The sequence below is a fragment of the Cyclobacterium sp. 10D3-21 genome, assembly GCF_055809755.1.
Genome location: NZ_CM147924.1, coordinates 4,960,801 through 4,977,591 on the forward strand (window position 1 = coordinate 4,960,801; position 16,791 = coordinate 4,977,591).

Annotated in this window: 15 protein-coding genes; 11 read left to right on the forward strand and 4 right to left on the reverse strand. The window is 37.8% G+C overall.

Annotation, left to right across the window (positions count from 1 at the left end; all coding sequences use genetic code 11):
• Window positions 1-4 precede the first annotated feature (4 nt).
• From AC0L7T_RS19120 to AC0L7T_RS19130, 3 genes are all read right to left on the reverse strand, one after another.
• On the reverse strand, window positions 5-400 hold the full coding sequence (locus tag AC0L7T_RS19120; RefSeq protein ID WP_473337603.1) for a DoxX family membrane protein: 396 nt from the start codon (window positions 398-400) through the stop codon (window positions 5-7).
• 379 nt (window positions 401-779) lie between these two features.
• On the reverse strand, window positions 780-2,099 hold the full coding sequence (gene ahcY, locus AC0L7T_RS19125) for an adenosylhomocysteinase (RefSeq protein ID WP_473337604.1): 1,320 nt from the start codon (window positions 2,097-2,099) through the stop codon (window positions 780-782).
• A 66-nt stretch (window positions 2,100-2,165) separates the two neighbouring features.
• Window positions 2,166-2,927, reverse strand: coding sequence for a biotin--[acetyl-CoA-carboxylase] ligase (locus tag AC0L7T_RS19130; protein WP_473337606.1), 762 nt, complete (start codon window positions 2,925-2,927; stop codon window positions 2,166-2,168).
• Between the two features lie 100 nt (window positions 2,928-3,027).
• On the opposite strand from AC0L7T_RS19130, the gene rsfS reads away from it, so the two are divergent.
• The 5 genes from rsfS (at window position 3,028) to AC0L7T_RS19155 (ending at window position 7,836) form a co-directional block, all read left to right on the forward strand.
• Window positions 3,028-3,381: a ribosome silencing factor gene (gene rsfS, locus AC0L7T_RS19135; RefSeq protein ID WP_473337607.1), complete on the forward strand. Its 354-nt coding sequence runs from the start codon at window positions 3,028-3,030 to the stop codon at window positions 3,379-3,381.
• 69 nt (window positions 3,382-3,450) lie between these two features.
• Window positions 3,451-5,487: an ATP-dependent zinc metalloprotease FtsH gene (gene ftsH / locus AC0L7T_RS19140; protein ID WP_473337609.1), complete on the forward strand. Its 2,037-nt coding sequence runs from the start codon at window positions 3,451-3,453 to the stop codon at window positions 5,485-5,487.
• Between the two features lie 165 nt (window positions 5,488-5,652).
• The gene (locus AC0L7T_RS19145; RefSeq protein ID WP_473343384.1) at window positions 5,653-6,438 is read left to right on the forward strand and encodes a UDP-2,3-diacylglucosamine diphosphatase; all 786 of its coding nucleotides are present in this window, start codon (window positions 5,653-5,655) and stop codon (window positions 6,436-6,438) included.
• The gene (locus AC0L7T_RS19150) at window positions 6,419-7,252 is read left to right on the forward strand and encodes a hypothetical protein (protein WP_473337610.1); all 834 of its coding nucleotides are present in this window, start codon (window positions 6,419-6,421) and stop codon (window positions 7,250-7,252) included. The genes AC0L7T_RS19145 and AC0L7T_RS19150 overlap by 20 nt, the downstream gene beginning before the upstream one ends.
• A gap of 152 nt (window positions 7,253-7,404) precedes the next feature.
• Complete coding sequence (locus AC0L7T_RS19155; RefSeq protein WP_473337612.1) at window positions 7,405-7,836, forward strand: hypothetical protein; 432 nt, start codon at window positions 7,405-7,407, stop codon at window positions 7,834-7,836.
• Between the two features lie 54 nt (window positions 7,837-7,890).
• Here the strand turns inward: AC0L7T_RS19155 and AC0L7T_RS19160 are convergent, their stop codons facing one another.
• On the reverse strand, window positions 7,891-8,319 hold the full coding sequence (locus AC0L7T_RS19160) for an FKBP-type peptidyl-prolyl cis-trans isomerase (RefSeq protein ID WP_473337613.1): 429 nt from the start codon (window positions 8,317-8,319) through the stop codon (window positions 7,891-7,893).
• 203 nt (window positions 8,320-8,522) lie between these two features.
• Here AC0L7T_RS19160 and AC0L7T_RS19165 point away from each other — a divergent pair, with 203 nt between their 5' ends.
• The 6 genes from AC0L7T_RS19165 (at window position 8,523) to AC0L7T_RS19190 (ending at window position 16,789) form a co-directional block, all read left to right on the forward strand.
• On the forward strand, window positions 8,523-9,902 hold the full coding sequence (locus AC0L7T_RS19165) for a sigma-54-dependent transcriptional regulator (protein WP_473337614.1): 1,380 nt from the start codon (window positions 8,523-8,525) through the stop codon (window positions 9,900-9,902).
• Window positions 9,892-11,235 carry a sensor histidine kinase gene (locus AC0L7T_RS19170; RefSeq protein WP_473337615.1) on the forward strand — a complete coding sequence of 448 codons (1,344 nt, stop codon included), beginning with the start codon at window positions 9,892-9,894 and terminating at the stop codon, window positions 11,233-11,235. Before AC0L7T_RS19165 ends, AC0L7T_RS19170 begins: the two co-directional genes overlap by 11 nt.
• A gap of 155 nt (window positions 11,236-11,390) precedes the next feature.
• Window positions 11,391-12,203 (forward strand): UDP-2,3-diacylglucosamine diphosphatase, encoded by an 813-nt coding sequence (locus AC0L7T_RS19175; protein WP_473337617.1) that lies wholly within the window; start codon window positions 11,391-11,393, stop codon window positions 12,201-12,203.
• A 9-nt stretch (window positions 12,204-12,212) separates the two neighbouring features.
• Window positions 12,213-13,331 carry a glycosyltransferase family protein gene (locus AC0L7T_RS19180; RefSeq protein ID WP_473337619.1) on the forward strand — a complete coding sequence of 373 codons (1,119 nt, stop codon included), beginning with the start codon at window positions 12,213-12,215 and terminating at the stop codon, window positions 13,329-13,331.
• A gap of 229 nt (window positions 13,332-13,560) precedes the next feature.
• Window positions 13,561-16,233, forward strand: a complete 2,673-nt coding sequence (locus AC0L7T_RS19185; RefSeq protein ID WP_473337620.1) for an MGH1-like glycoside hydrolase domain-containing protein — start codon at window positions 13,561-13,563, stop codon at window positions 16,231-16,233.
• Window positions 16,208-16,789, forward strand: a complete 582-nt coding sequence (locus AC0L7T_RS19190) for a ribonuclease HII (protein ID WP_473337622.1) — start codon at window positions 16,208-16,210, stop codon at window positions 16,787-16,789. Before AC0L7T_RS19185 ends, AC0L7T_RS19190 begins: the two co-directional genes overlap by 26 nt.
• Window positions 16,790-16,791: the final 2 nt, after the last annotated feature.

A 16,791-nucleotide genomic window follows, 5' to 3' on the forward strand; every position in this document is an offset into this window, starting at 1 on the left:
TTTTTTACTTAATCCCAGGTGATCTATCCAATGCCAGGGAATTGGCATTGTTAAACTCATAAACCAAAACGAAAAATAATAAATGGATCATTTGAGAAGGCAAACCTCCCCAATTTTCTATTAGAGTAGTTCCCCCTATTAATATAAGCATTAAAATACCACCTCCGATAGCTGCAGGTTTTGTTTGCCAGCCCAATACCAATAATAAACCCAAAAGAAATTCTATGAATGGCAATGCATAACTAAATGGAATCAACAGGAAATTGGGTAAAAGTGAATCCTTAAAATTATTAAGCATGCCTTCGCTAAAGGCCATGAGTTTTGGAATTCTGACCAAGCCATGACCTAGCATACTAATTCCTATCCCCAACCTAATAAATACATAAGAAACTGATTTCATATGATGCTAATTTTTGTTTAAAAATGAAACAGGTATTAATCATTCAATTTAAGGATGAATGCTCTTTGAAATCATTAAGACAACGCATTTAACTTTGTTACAATGAAGTTCTATCTCAATAGTCAATAGTCTGCATTTCCTGGGAATCCAACAATTCCTAAAAAAAGTCAGGAAAGTCCATTTCTTATTCTCGATTAAAAATATTTCGCAATTTACGCAATCAATCAATAGGCTTGGCTATACAAGCTGCTTTTTATTGAAACAATTCCATAAAAGGTAAAAATTATAAAATAGCGATTTTTCGATTGCTCTTTTTTAAATAAAAAAAACCCCCAACGCTAAAGGTTGAGGTTTTTTTTTATAAATCATAAAAGAGCTATTAATACCTGTAATATTCAGGCTTAAAAGGACCTTTAGGACTCACACCTATATATTCCGCTTGATCGTCAGACAATTGATCCAATTCCACACCTAGTTTCTTAAGATGCAATTCAGCCACTTTTTCATCCAAATGTTTTGGAAGCATGTAAACGCCGGGCTTGTATTGGTCTGTATTGTTCCACAATTCCAATTGAGCTAGCGTCTGGTTGGTAAATGAATTGGACATTACAAACGATGGATGACCAGTAGCACAACCTAAGTTGACAAGTCTTCCTTCTGCAAGCACAATTATATCATTGCCATCTACATTGTATAAATCTACCTGAGGTTTAATCTCATCTTTGGTATCTCCATAAGTACCATTAAGCCATGCCATGTCTATCTCATTGTCAAAATGACCAATATTACATACAATGGCTTTGTCCTTAAGGGCTCTGAAATGAGCTTCTGAGATGATGTCTTTGTTTCCTGTTGCAGTCACAACAATATCTGCTTCTTTAACTGCATCAATCATTTTCTTCACCTCAAACCCGTCCATGGCCGCTTGAAGGGCACAAATAGGGTCAATTTCAGATACAATCACTCTTGCACCAGCTCCACGAAGTGAGGCTGCGGATCCCTTTCCAACATCACCATAGCCAGCTACAGCAGCTACTTTTCCGGCCATCATAATATCAGTTGCTCTTCTTATAGCATCTACTAAAGATTCCTTGCAACCGTATTTGTTATCAAATTTAGATTTGGTAACTGAATCGTTGACGTTTATAGCAGGAATTGGTAGTGTACCATTTTTCATCCTTTCATAAAGTCTATGAACTCCAGTAGTGGTTTCTTCCGAAAGGCCCTTGATATCCCCTACCAATTCAGGATACTTATCCAATACCATATTGGTCAAATCACCACCGTCATCCAAAATCATGTTCAGTGGTTTTTTGTCTTCTCCAAAAAAGAGTGTTTGTTCGATACACCAATCAAAATCTTTCTCCGAAAGCCCTTTCCAAGCATATATACTAATACCTGCGGCAGCAACTGCCGCAGCAGCATGATCCTGAGTGGAGAAGATATTACAAGAAGACCAAGTAACTTCTGCCCCTAAAGCGACCAAAGTTTCGATCAAAACCGCAGTTTGTATCGTCATGTGTAGACATCCTGCAATCCTAGCTCCTTTTAATGGTTGGGATTTCCCAAACTCTTCTCTAAGTGCCATTAGTCCAGGCATTTCACTCTCTGCAAGTCGGATTTCTTTACGTCCATAAGCGGCAAGTGATAGATCCTTAACCTTATATTGAACGTATTCCTGTGATTTCGTTGCTGACATATTTAAAATTATATAGTTTCTAGGAAAATTTTGACAAATTTAGTTATAAGTAAACACAAATGAAAATCACTCCTTTTTAATTAACTTTATTTGTTTGAGCTCATAACTTTCAACTTGTCCATTTTGTTTGCCCATTTCCAAGTGTCCATAATTTCCGATACCTATAATTTTACCGGTGAAGATTTCTCCATCATCATAAGTTGCCCACTCACCAAACAAATAAAGTAATTTTTGATAATTCTCCATTATGGATTTAAAGGATTCATTTTTTAAATGGAGATATTGCTTCTCTACGTTTACTAAAATTTCATTTAAAACTTCATTTAAATCAAATTTCTCCCCCGAAATATTTTTCAGAGAAATTGCATTCTCTACACTGAAATCGATTTGGTTGACGTTAATTCCCACTCCGACTATAGTACTTTCTAAAAACCTTCCTTGCAAACGATTTTCTATTAGCATGCCACCTAACTTTTTGTCATCAAGAAAAAAATCGTTGGGCCACTTTATTTTTATGCCTTCGACGAATCGGTTAAGGCCTTTCTGAATACCTATGGCAACTGCCATATTAAGCATAAACTGCTCATCGATTGACAAAAATGTTGGCGAAAAAACCATGCTAAAGGTCAGGTTATACCCTGGTTGTGATTCCCAAAGGCTTCCCCGTTGTCCTTTTCCTCTGATTTGATTTCGGGTAATGATGACAGCTCCTTCTTTGGCCAACCCTGACCGAACCATAGAAAGGGCAACTTCGTTAGTAGAATGACAGTCTGTCAGGTTTATTATTTCTTTTCCTAAAAAAACAGTATTGGCAAGGATTTTATGCATCTATAATTAGTTATTTCATCCCATAATCTGGATATTTATTGTTTCATCTCAAGTTATGGATAAAAAGTAAATAAATTTAAAATACACCATAAATAAACATATGACGGCAGAAGAGCTGTGCAAAGTTATAGTAAAAGGAATGGAAGATAAAAAGGCTTCTGACATCGTAATGATGGACTTGAGAGATATCTTTAGCACGATGACTGATTTTTTTGTAATTTGTTCAGCCACATCAGACACACAGGTGGATGGTATTTCCAACGCGATTGAAGCAGAAGTTTACAAAACGAATAAAGAAAAACCCTGGATGAGTGAAGGAAAAGACACTAGCCAGTGGGTTCTATTGGACTATGTAAATGTAGTCGTACACGTTTTCATAAAAGATAAGCGGGAATTTTACCAATTGGAGGAGCTTTGGGGTGATGCGAAAATCACCAAAATAAATTCTCAATAGCATTGATAGATAAAAACTTTCCTTTATCTAATTCGTTTTATAAAAAATTTAAGCATTAAAAATATAGACATGAGTAATAATAAATCTAAAAAATTTGTTCCAAAACCTCCTCAAAAACCGAATTTCCAACTGTATTTGATTATTACTGCGGTTATCGTCCTTATCGGCGTTACCTGGTTTAATCAAAACACTGCCACAGTTGAAATTACAATGAAGCGTTTTGAGGACATGGTTTTAAGTAACGATGTTAAAAAAGTAACCGTCATATTTAACCAAAACTATGTAGAAGTAACCCTCAAAGAGGAAGCACTCGAAAATCAGAGGTATAAAGACGAACTGGAGGGACAAAACAGGTTTTCCAATCCTTCCGGACCACAGTATAAAATTAAAATCGCTTCAGTTGATAATTTCATAGAAAATTATACGCAACTGGAGGAGAAATTACCAGAAAGCGAAAGAATAGGATATTCTGCGAAAGAGGAAGAAAGTTGGGGCAATTGGATTTCAAGCTTTGGCTTCCTGATTCTAATATTCTTCCTTTTCTGGATGATGATGCGTAGAATGTCAGGGCCAAGCGGACCTGGCGGACAGATTTTTAATGTTGGCAAATCCAAAGCACAGTTGTTTGATGCCGAGAACAAGGTGAAAATTACCTTTGACAATGTTGCCGGCTTGGACGAAGCAAAAGAAGAAGTAGAAGAAATTGTTGAATTCCTTAAGACACCAGACAAATTCACCAAATTAGGTGGTAAGATACCAAAAGGCGCTTTATTAATAGGCCCTCCAGGTACCGGTAAAACATTATTGGCCAAAGCAGTGGCTGGAGAAGCGGGTGTACCGTTCTTTACCCTATCAGGTTCTGACTTTGTTGAGATGTTTGTAGGAGTAGGTGCTGCCAGGGTACGTGATCTATTCAAGCAAGCAAAAGAAAAAGCCCCTTGTATCATTTTTATAGATGAAATAGATGCAATAGGTAGATCCAGAGGTAAAGGCCAAATGCCTGGATCCAATGATGAGCGAGAAAACACGCTTAACTCTCTATTAGTAGAAATGGATGGCTTTGGTACAGATTCAGGTGTGATTGTACTTGCTGCAACCAACCGTCCAGACGTATTAGACAGTGCGCTTCTTAGAGCTGGTAGATTTGATCGCCAGATAAGTATAGACAAGCCTGATATGGTAGGTCGGGAAGCAATCTTTAAAGTTCACTTGGAGCCAATAAAAACGGCTGATGACATTGAACCAAAAAAATTAGCCGCTCAAACACCTGGATTTGCAGGTGCTGAGATCGCTAACGTTTGTAACGAAGCTGCATTAATAGCCGCAAGACGCAATAAAACTGCTGTAGACATGCAGGACTTCCAGGATGCAGTAGACAGAGTAATTGGAGGTCTTGAGAAGAAAAACAAGATCATTTCTCCAGAGGAGAAAAAAATCGTTGCTTATCATGAAGCAGGACATGCAGTTGCTGGTTGGTTTTTAGAACATGCCGATCCATTGGTTAAAGTGAGTATTGTCCCTAGAGGAATAGCAGCCTTGGGATATGCCCAGTACCTACCGAAGGAACAATTTCTTTACCAGACGGAACAACTTATAGATGAGATGTGCATGGCATTAGGAGGAAGAGCTGCAGAGCAAATCACCTTTGGCAAAATCTCTACAGGTGCATTGAGTGACCTTGAAAGAATTACTAAAATGGCCTATTCCATAGTTTCAGTTTATGGAATGAACGATAAAATTGGGAATGTGTCCTTTTACGACAGTAAGTCCAATGACTATAAATTTGACAAACCTTACTCTGAAAATACTGCTCAGACCATAGATGAAGAAGTTCGTAAGTTGATCGAATTCGCCTATACCAAGACACTTGACCTTTTGAAAGATAAAAAGATTGAATTGGAAAAGATCGCCAAGGAGCTCTTAGAGAAGGAAATTTTGTTTCAGGCAGATTTAGAACAACTGATTGGTAAAAGGCCTTTTGATAAGGAAACTACCTACGAAAAATTCACTAAGATAAAAGAAGAGGAAACTACCGTAGTTGAGATTAAAGAAGAAACATCTGAAAAGGATGATAAAAAAGAAGATGTTATAGAGAATAAAGATTAAATTTTAAGGTCTTTATGCGAAACATATATAAAGGAGGGGAAACCCTCCTTTTTTGATTTAGTAATTGTTAGTAATAGTTATTTGTAAGCTGTAATTTTAATTCGAAAAACCGATCCTTAAATTGCCATGTCTTCATATCAAAGTGCGACCAACCTGGATAATACAATGAAAATAACGCTAAATAAAGCTCAGAAGGTTTATTTTGTTTCTGATTTTCATTTGGGAACACCTGATGACCTGTCCAGTAGAAAAAGAGAAGAGAAAATAGTAAGATGGCTTGGTGAAATAGAGGCAAATGCAGCGGCCGTATTTTTCGTTGGTGATATATTTGATTTTTGGTTCGAGTATGAAAAAGTTATTCCAAAAGGATTTTTTCGATTCTTTGCCAAAATCACAATGATGAGAAACAAAGGTATACCATTGTTCTTCTTCACTGGCAACCATGATTTATGGATGAAGGATTATTTCTCTGAAGAACTGGGAATACCCGTTTTTCATCATCCACAGGATATACATATAAATCAAAAACGATTTCTCGTAGGTCATGGTGATGGGCTTGGCCCTGGTGATAATAAGTACAAAGTTCTCAAAAAGTTTTTTACAAGTAAGGCCTGTAAATGGATGTTTAAATGGCTTCATCCCGATATTGGAATAGCTATCGCTCAAGCTTGGTCCAAAAACAGCCGAATAACCAATGAATTGAAGAAAGAAGATGAATTCAAAGGGCAGGAACACGAATGGTTGTTTCAATACAGTAAGGAGATAGAAAGTAAAATCCACTTTGATTATTTTGTATTTGGACACAGGCATTTGCCCTTAAACCTGCCTATCAACGCTACTTCGGTTTATTTTAATCTTGGGGAATGGGTTAACCAATGTTATTATGGGGAATTTGACGGGGTAAGCTTTCAACTTAAGCAATACAATGGCTATGCGATCAAAGCTGATTGAAACGATTTTTACATGGCTTTTAGCGCTTGCTTTTATTCCGTTGGCAAAGGGTCAGGAGAAAGGCTTGGTCAAATTATGGGAGGCTACAATACCCGGCAATGATAAAATCTCAACCGATGGCAAGGGAAATGTTTTCATAACAGACAAGCAAGGCTATCTATTTCAATTCAATCCAAAAGGGGAATCCATCAATCAATTGGCCACTTCATTAAGTGCTCCGGTAACTCATTTGGATGCTTTCAAAACAGTTAATATCTTTCTTTTCAGTGCATCATTGCAGCGTTTTGAAATTCTTGACCGGTTTTTGAACCCCATCATCACTAAATCCATTGATGAAACAGGTGTTTTAGGATGGGTTAGCCAAGCTAGCCTGGGAAATAACAATAGTCTTTGGGTATACGATGAATCAGATCTCAAACTAAAAAAGATCAACCTCAATAACAATGAGCTTCTACAAGCGCAAGCCATTAATACCATAATTCAGAAAAATGACCTTGAAATTATATTGCTGATGGAGCGGTATAATCTGTTATTTCTACAAGTGGCAGAGGATGGAATTTATATATTTGATAATCAGGCTAATTTTATTGAGAAAGTCCCAATTATGACCAATAACAGCGCTGTAATTGAAGGTGATTTTATTTATACGCTTCTGGAAAATCAACTTGTTAAAACAAACTATCTAACAAAAGTAGCTAAATCTATTCCTCTACCTATGGCTAAACCCATTAATCGCCTTGCATTATCCTTTCAACAACTCGTTTTAACCAATGAAAAAGGTATTGCGGTATTTGAGCGTCCGAATGATTTTTAACCCAACTCAAAACATACCACTTACATAAAACAAAATAATAATTATTGCTTTATGACCATTTATCCCCTAATTAATTATATTTTTGTTAAATTATATTAATTTAAGTTGACTTTTTAAAATTATTCGGTCCGATCTTTGCAATTTGCACATTAATGAATGAAGAAAAATATACCGTTACAATAACCATATCTGTACTCCTTTTTTTAGTCCTTTTCTATTCCGGAAAATTTTCTGCAGAGGCCCAGAGTGTTAGTAGGTCTTTTGAGACAGAAATTTCATTTCCTAAGGAACTGAATACTCCTGCCATTAATTTCGATCTAAAATCTGTTGGAAACAGAAAATTCAAGTTAATTCTTGACAAGCCAAATGCCCAATTAACAAATGTGAAAATATTTGACATTTTAGGTAATCTGATCTTACAGGATCAACTTTTGCCTGATGGTGGCCTTCAAAAAAATTATGATTTCACTCACCTCAATAGCAAAATTTTTGTGGTTGAAGTCGGTAATGCCAAGTACAACAAGACCAAAAGCATTTACGCCAATCCACATGGCACAATTGAGAAAGAATCCAGTTTGGAGTAATAAAAAAAGGACTTGAATAACAAGTCCTTTTTTTGATTTTACCCAAGAAGCAAATTAAATTACTTCAACAAGTTTGATATCAAATACCAAATCTTCTCCAGCTAGTGGATGGTTGGCATCCAAGGTAATTTTAGTCTCATCAATATGTACCACCTTTACCGGGGTAGGCTGACCTTGTTGGTTTTGGATAGATAAATCCATACCTACTTCAGGTTTTATGTCTTCTGGAACCTGATCTATAGGAACATCCAACATCATGTCTTCTCTTTTTGGACCATAAGCATCATCAGTCGGAATCGTTACACTGATATCATCACCTACTTTCATGCCTTCTACGGCAACATCAAATCCTTTTATCATTTTACCATCTCCCAAAACGAACTCAAGAGGTTCTCTATCTTTAGATGAATCGAATATAGTTCCGTCGTTAAGTTTTCCTGTGTAGTGTACCTTTACGGTATTTCCTTTAGTTGCTACAGACATAGTTTGTATCTTTTTTTGTTTGATGAACAAAGGTAACAGAAATTTTAGGGGATTAAAAAATAAGGGCGATCGATTATATTAGTGTTCAAAATCGAAAAGAAAATGTTCAATTTCGAACATTTATTTTGTCCATAAGGTGCAAATTTTGCTAAATTGAGGAATAAAAGGTTGGCATAGTTTCAGCAGTAGTAAATAAAAAAGCAATGGAGGAGAAAAATTTAGGCAAAATATTGATTGTAGATGACAATGAGGACCTACTTTTTGCAGCAAAGATGTTATTGAAAAAATATGCAAAGGAAGTGTTCATCGAAAAAGATCCTAGAAGGATTCCCTTTTTGATCAATAACAACAATTACGATGTCATCCTTCTGGACATGAATTTCACCGAAGACACCACCTCCGGCAAAGAGGGATTTCACTGGCTTAGGAAAATCAAGGAAATGGACCCTAAGGCAGTGGTCATCTTAATTACCGGTTTTGGGGATGTGGAAATGGCAGTTCAGGCACTTAAGGAAGGTGCCACAGATTTCATCCTTAAGCCTTGGCAAAATGAAAAATTACTCGCCACATTATCCGCAGCAATTAAACTCAAAGAAAGTTACAATCAGGTAGACAAACTATCCAGTCGGCAGAAGCAATTGCAGGCAGATATGAAAAAACCATTCTCTGAAATCATAGGCCATAGTGCCTCCATGAAAAATGTTTTTTCAATTATCGAGAAGGTAGCAAAGACCGATGCCAACGTGTTGATATTAGGAGAGAACGGAACTGGTAAGGAACTCATTGCAAGAGCTATTCATGATCAATCAGAGCGGAATGATGAGATTTTTGTGGGGGTAGACATGGGAGCCATTACAGAAAGCCTGTTTGAAAGCGAGCTTTTTGGGCACAAGAAAGGAGCCTATACTGATGCAAAGGAAGACCGTGCTGGAAGGTTTGAAGTAGCAGACAAGGGCACCTTATTTCTTGACGAAATAGGAAACCTAAGCATGCCCCTTCAATCGAAGTTATTGACAGCACTTCAAAAAAGAGAGGTGACCCGAATAGGAAGCAATAAATCCTTACCGATCGACATCCGATTGATATGCGCCACCAATATGCCCATTCACAACATGATTTTAGAGAGTACTTTTCGCCAGGATCTGTTGTATAGAATCAACACTGTTGAAATATTCCTACCTCCATTAAGAGACCGACAGGATGACATACCTGTCTTGGCAGATCATTTTCTTAAGGTATACGCAACAAAATACAGAAAGCAATTCAAAGGTTTAAAGCACAGTGCACATCAATTGTTACAAAGGTACAGTTGGCCTGGAAATATCAGAGAACTGCAACACGCCATAGAAAGAGCCATCATAATGGCGGAAGGAGATGAATTGGACAGCAGAGATTTCTTTTTTCTTTCAGCAAAGCCTGCCAATGATAAAATAAATACAAATTCCTTGAACCTTGATGAAGTGGAGAAAAACATGATTCAAAAGGCCATCGATAAAAATAGTGGCAATATTTCCAAAGCAGCAAAAGAATTGGGATTGACCAGGGCTTCACTCTATAGAAGGTTGGAAAAATATGGATTATAAAATCGGATTAATGGGCAGGGTCTTTGTCCTTGCATTGAGCCTGTTTTTACTGGCATACATCATCACCAATGACGCAGGGGCATTTGCCATTTCATTGTTCATCATTATTAATTTTGTGCAATTGATCCTTCTGATCAGGTACGCAGAGAGCAGTTTCAAGAAAGTCAGGCAATTCCTCGACAATATCAAGCAGAACAATTATGCCAGAGTCTATCCTGTAAAGTTTGATGGAACTGAAACCGATGACCTGCACATAGAGTTCAATGCTATTCTTGCAAAACTTAAAGAAGATCAATTAGAGAAAGAGGCGAATTTTCAATACTTCCGCACAGTGTTTCAACACCTAAGCATTGGCCTAATCACCTTTGAGGCAGATGGTAGTGTACAGATTTTAAATACCGCTGCCAAGCGAATGCTGAACATTAACAAATTGACCCATATCCAGGAGATATCGGCAATCAATAAGGAATTGTACCAAGCCATTGACCAACTGAGGACCGGTGGAAGCGAGCTAATCAAAATTGCCCATCCAGATGGGATCATGCAACTGTCTGTCTATGCGATTGAATTGGTATTAAGGGATGTAAAGTTCAAATTGGTATCTCTGCAAAATATTCAAAGTGAACTTGAAGAAAAAGAAATGGAGGCCTGGCAAAACCTCATTCGGGTGCTTACGCATGAAATAATGAATTCGATCGCCCCGATCTCGTCATTGGCTGCCACCATTAGTTCCGACTTAAAAAGTAAAATCAAAAATAAAGGTTCTGTAGCGCAAGAAGATTTACAGGATTATCAAATGGGTATCTCCACAATAGAAAAAAGAAGTGAGGGCCTGATCAATTTTGTAAGTGATTTCAGAAGTATCGCTCACATTCCAAACCCTAAGTTTACAGCCATCAAAATAGGGGAACTTTTTGACCGACTGGAAATTCTGTTCCAAAATCAATTTGAAGAAATGGGCATCAAAATTAGCAAAGAAGTACTGCCCATTGACTTGCTCCTATTTGGCGATTGTGCCTTAATAGAACAGGTTCTCATAAACCTGACTCAGAATGCCATACACGCCATGGAGGACAGGCCAATAAAGAAGGTTAGCCTTCGGTCCTTTATAGATGACAATGGTAAAATCATTTTAGAAGTGGCTGATACGGGTAAAGGAATTGAGGAAGAAGCCTTAAACAAAATCTTTATCCCTTTTTTCACTACAAAACAAAAAGGCTCAGGCATAGGGCTTAGCTTGTCCAAGCAAATCATGCGTCGCCACAAAGGTAATCTGCAAGTAAAGTCTACTGTAGGTGAAGGAACCGTTTTCAAATTGATTTTTAACGCTTGATTTACTTAAAACGGATTAAACGGCTTTATGCTACGCCTAATTAACAATTTGTTCACAAAGCAGATTGAAATGGCTTCTATGTTAGCATTTATACAATAAGTAATTCATTACCAGTTCATTTGCCTTACTTAAATTGCTTCCAAAACAAATTCATTTTGGAAATAGATTTTAAAACAATTATTCTTTCTGACATCCACTTAGGAACCAAAGGATCCAAAGCCAAAGAAGTAGTCAGGTTTTTGAAGCAATACCACTGCGAAAACCTGATCCTTAATGGCGATATAATTGACGGATGGCAACTGAAAAAATCAGGCAGTTGGAAGCGAAAACACACCCGCGTATTCAATAGAATTTTGAAAATGGTGGACTCCAACAGGACGAGGGTATTCTACCTAAGAGGCAATCATGATGATTTTCTGGATCAAATTCTCCCTCTGGAAATCGGCCGGCTTTCAATTCTCAAGGACATGATATATGAAAGCCATGGCCGAAAGTATTTTATCACCCATGGGGATGTATTTGACAATATCACCACTAACCTTCGTTGGATAGCCTATCTTGGAGACATTGGTTATACCTTCTTACTCTGGGTCAATACACAAGTAAATCTCTATCGCCGGAAAAAAGGACTCCCCTATTTTTCACTTTCTCAATATGTAAAATCAAAGGTAAAATCAGCTGTAACTTATATTGATGATTTCGAAAAAGAGCTATGTAAAATTGCTAAATCAAAGAATTGTGATGGCATAATCTGTGGTCACATCCATAAAGCTGAAATAAGAAACATCGATGGAATTGACTATTATAATTCAGGTGATTGGGTAGAAACTTTAAGCGCCCTAGCGGAAGACCATCAGGGCAACTGGCAGCTCATTTACTATAATGAGTTAGACTTTAGCCAATTGGACAATAAAAAAGTGGTTAAAATGAAAGACATCCCTGTAAACCAAGCCAAAAACTTTTATTAAAAAGCGAGAATGAAATTTCTGTTTATTGTTCAGGGAGAAGGCAGGGGGCATATGACCCAAGCCCAGGTTTTAAAAGATGTTTTGGAAAAACAGGGACATTCCATTAACGCTGTAATTTTGGGATCCAGCAAAAGGAGAAAAGTCCCCTCTTATTTTTTAGCTTCATTTCAATGTCCTATTTATAGCTTTCCGAGCCCTAATTTCATTACTGACAAGGCAAATAAATCCATTAAATTAGGGGCAACGATTTTTGGAAATTTAAAAAAATCCCCTCAATTTTTTCGAACTTTAAAGCAAATTGACCAGCAAGTCAGGTTTCATCAACCAGATGGAATCATTAACTTCTATGATATTTTAGGTGGCTTGTACAATTTGGTGTTTAAACCAAAAGCCAAATTTATAGCCATAGGGCATCAATACCTTGCCTTTCACCCTGACTTTATTTTTGCTAGCCATGGAAAAATCAATAGCTATTTATTCAAATTAAACACTAAAATTACTTGTTATGGCGCTGCAGTGAAAATTGCTTTGTCCCTTTGGCAGCCATCTGCGACCAATGAAACAAATGCACTGAAAGTATGGCCTCCACTAGTCAAAGAAGTCATAAAAAAAACAGCAGTAAGAGAAGAAGATTTTTACTTGGGCTATGTTGTAAATCCTGGATATGCACAAGAGTTAATTCATTCAGCAAAAGAAAACCCAGCGTCAAATATTCATGCTTTTTGGGACAATTTAGGTGAATCAGACCCCTATCAAGCCCTGCCCAACCTTACCTTTCACCAAATCAACGAAGCGCTTTTCATTAAGAAGATGGCTACTTGCAAAGGTTTTCTTACAACGGCAGGATTTGAATCTATTGGGGAAGCAATGTATCTCGGTAAGCCAATACTTATGGTTCCTGTAAAAGGGCAATATGAACAACATTGCAATGCCTTGGATGCAGAAAAAGCCGGAGCAGGAAGAGCATCAAAGACTTTTGACCTTAAGGTTCTGAAACTCTATATAGACAACTTGCAAGACACACAATTAAACGACACCACTTTTAAGGCATGGCAAAATTCGCTGGAAACACATGTTTTGGAAATGGTGAATGAAATTTCTTGCGAAGAAAAAGTTGCTGCTTTTTGACTATATTTTTACTGAATTTCCTTAATGGGGATATCTAAGACACCCCCTAAGCTTCATTTTGGGCAGAAAATCTACTTACAATGTATCTTTTTAATCCAGATTCTATATGGTTTAGTACCTGGTAAAAATAAGGGGTTCAAAAAAAAAGCGAAATACAACTCGGTAATTTTGGCAAAAAGAAATCTAAATAGTTTAAATTCGCTCTTTATTAATTTGGTGCAAACTACCCATGAATATAGAGTTAAAGCGATTGAAGGAAGACCGGGAAAAAACTCGGCATTGGAAAAAATGGGGCCCTTACCTTACTGAAAGGCAATGGGGTACCGTTAGAGAAGATTATAGCCCTGATGGATCAGCTTGGGAAAACGTAACCCATGATGATGCCAGAAGTAAAGCATATAGATGGGGTGAAGAAGGTATTGGAGGAATCAGCGATAACAAACAAAAACTATGCATTTCATGGGCCTTTTGGAATGGCAAGGATGAGATGATCAAGGAAAGGTTGTATGGCCTCACCGGAAATCAAGGGAATCATGGAGAAGACGTAAAAGAGCTGTATTATTACCTGGATTCTTCTCCATCCCATAGCTACATGAAAATGCTCTACAAATATCCGCAGAGCAAATTCCCCTACCAGGAATTGTTGGATGAAAATCAAAAAAGAAATAAAACCGATAAGGAATACGAAATATTAGATACGGGAATCTTTGAGGACAATGCCTATTTTGATATTTATTTGGAGTATGCCAAAGAAGATGTGGAAGACATTGTCTGTAAAGCTACCATCCATAACAGAGGTTCCGAGGAAGCTACCTTATGTGTAATGCCCACCATCTGGTTTAGAAAAACCTGGTTTACCGGTGACGAACCATTTATCCCTACGATGAGGAAAAATGGGAATAATAAAATTAAAGCCTATTCACCAAAATCAGGTAACTACACTTTTAACTTCAAGGGAGATCCTGAGCTTAAATTTTGTGACAATGAAACCAATAGAGAAAGGTTATATCACATTGGTAATCAAAAAAAATACCTCAAAGATGCGATCAATGATTATGTAATCAGTGGAGAAGAGCTGCATCTGAATCCAAAAAACACGGGTACTAAAGCGGCTGCAATTTACAACTTGACAATTCCAGCAGGTGGCCAATCTGAGGTCGTTTTTAGAATGCAAAAATTGCAGACTGAAGAACCTATTGAAAGTGCTGAAACCATCCTTCAAAATCGGATAGAGGAAACAAATTCTTTTTATAGCGTCCTCCAGGAAAGAGTAAAAGACGATCAAATGCGAATGATCCAAAGGCAAGCTTATGCAGGCATGTTGTGGACCAAACAATTTTATTATTACAATGTAGAGCGGTGGCTTGAAGGTGATTCAGGAAGGTACCTACCCCCTGAAGAAAGAAAAACTGGCCGGAATAGCAATTGGCGCCACCTACAGAATTATGACATCATATCCATGCCAGACAAATGGGAATACCCATGGTATGCTGCCTGGGATCTAGCTTTCCACACCATTCCACTTGCCCGATTGGATCCCGATTTTGCCAAGGACCAATTACTTGTCTTGCTGAATGATTGGTACATGCATCCCAACGGACAAATGCCCGCCTATGAATGGAATTTTAATGATGTCAACCCTCCTGTCCATGCCTGGGCTGTACAACGCGTTTATCAGATAGACAGAAAAACCAACAAGGATAAGGTTGGAGACCAGGAATTTCTTGAACGAGCCTTTCATAAATTACTGCTAAATTTCACCTGGTGGGTCAACCAAAAAGATATGGAAGGCAAAAATATCTTCGAAGGAGGATTTCTTGGCCTTGACAATATCAGTGTTTTTGACAGAAGCCATGTAGACAAGTTTTTCGGCAAACTAGAACAGGCAGATGCAACCTCCTGGATGGCCATGTTTAGCCTGAATATGTTAAGGATATCTCTAGATCTCTGCGTATTCAACAAGGTTTACCAACATTTGGCCACCAAGTTTATGGAGCACTTTCTTAATATAGCTGGGGCCATGAGCAATATTTCGAAGGAAAACATAAGCCTCTGGGACGATGAGGACAATTTCTTTTATGATGTTCTTCATCTTTCAGGAGAAGACCCCAAGCTTATGAAAGTAAAGTCCATCGTGGGTATAATTCCAATGTTTGCAGTGGAACCCATTCGTGAAGAATTATTTGATGACCTGCCGGAATTTAAAAAGAGACTGGACTTTTTCTTTAAAGAAAAACCAAAATTAGCCGCCCTGGTATCAAACTGGATTCATCCAGGTCGGGATAAACGAAGACTTTTTTCATTGTTGAGGGGGCATCGTATGAAAAGTATTCTTAATAAAATGCTTGATGAAAAGGAATTTCTCTCTGAGTTTGGGATTAGGTCCCTTTCCAAAGACCATTTAGAAAACCCTTACTCTGTCCAAATCAATGGCAATAAATTTTCGATTAGGTATGCTCCAGGCGAATCTGAGACGACCATGTTTGGAGGAAATAGCAATTGGCGTGGCCCAATATGGTTCCCCATCAATTATTTGATCATAGAGTCTTTGAAAAAATTTGATTACTACTATGGTGGAACTTTCTCAATTGAGTACCCAACGGGCTCTGGTAAATACATCACCTTGGATCTAATTGCAAAGGAACTATCTCTCAGGCTGATCAATATCTTTATGAAGGATCAAGATGGAAACCGTCCCATCTATGCTGACAATGAAAAAATGCAAAAAGACCCTCATTTTCAGGACCTTATCCTTTTTTACGAATATTTCCATGGAGACAATGGCCGTGGATTAGGTGCATCGCATCAAACAGGATGGACAGGCCTGGTTGCCGAATTGATTCATAAATACCATAAAGAACAAGAATTTTACCCCAATGCTGCTACCGAATTTAGTTCCTAATAGATTAGAAGCAGGATGTGATGAAGTGGGCAGAGGTTGCCTAAGTGGCCCGGTAACGGCTGCTGCCGTAATCTTACCCGCCGACTACGCCAATGAATGGATCAATGATTCAAAGAAATTGACGAAAGGTAACCGGGAGAGGCTGACGGAAGAAATAAAAACCAATGCCCTGGCCTGGGCCATTGCCAGTGCGACTGTAGAAGAAATTGACGAAATCAATATTCTAAATGCATCCTTTCTGGCAATGAACCGGGCCATTGATGCATTAAAACACAAACCTGAGTTCTTGTTGATTGATGGCAACAGATTCAATCCAGTTTATGACATACCTTATGAATGTATCATTAAGGGGGATGGGAAATATGCCAGCATAGCGGCTGCTTCCATTCTGGCAAAAACGTACAGGGATGAATTAATGGCCAATCTTGCAATAGAATATCCAGGGTACGGTTGGGAAAGAAATGTAGGCTATCCTACAAAAATCCACCGATTGGGAATTAAGGAATTAGGTGCAAGCCCACACCATAGAAAATCATTTCGTTTATTGCCAGAGTAAAA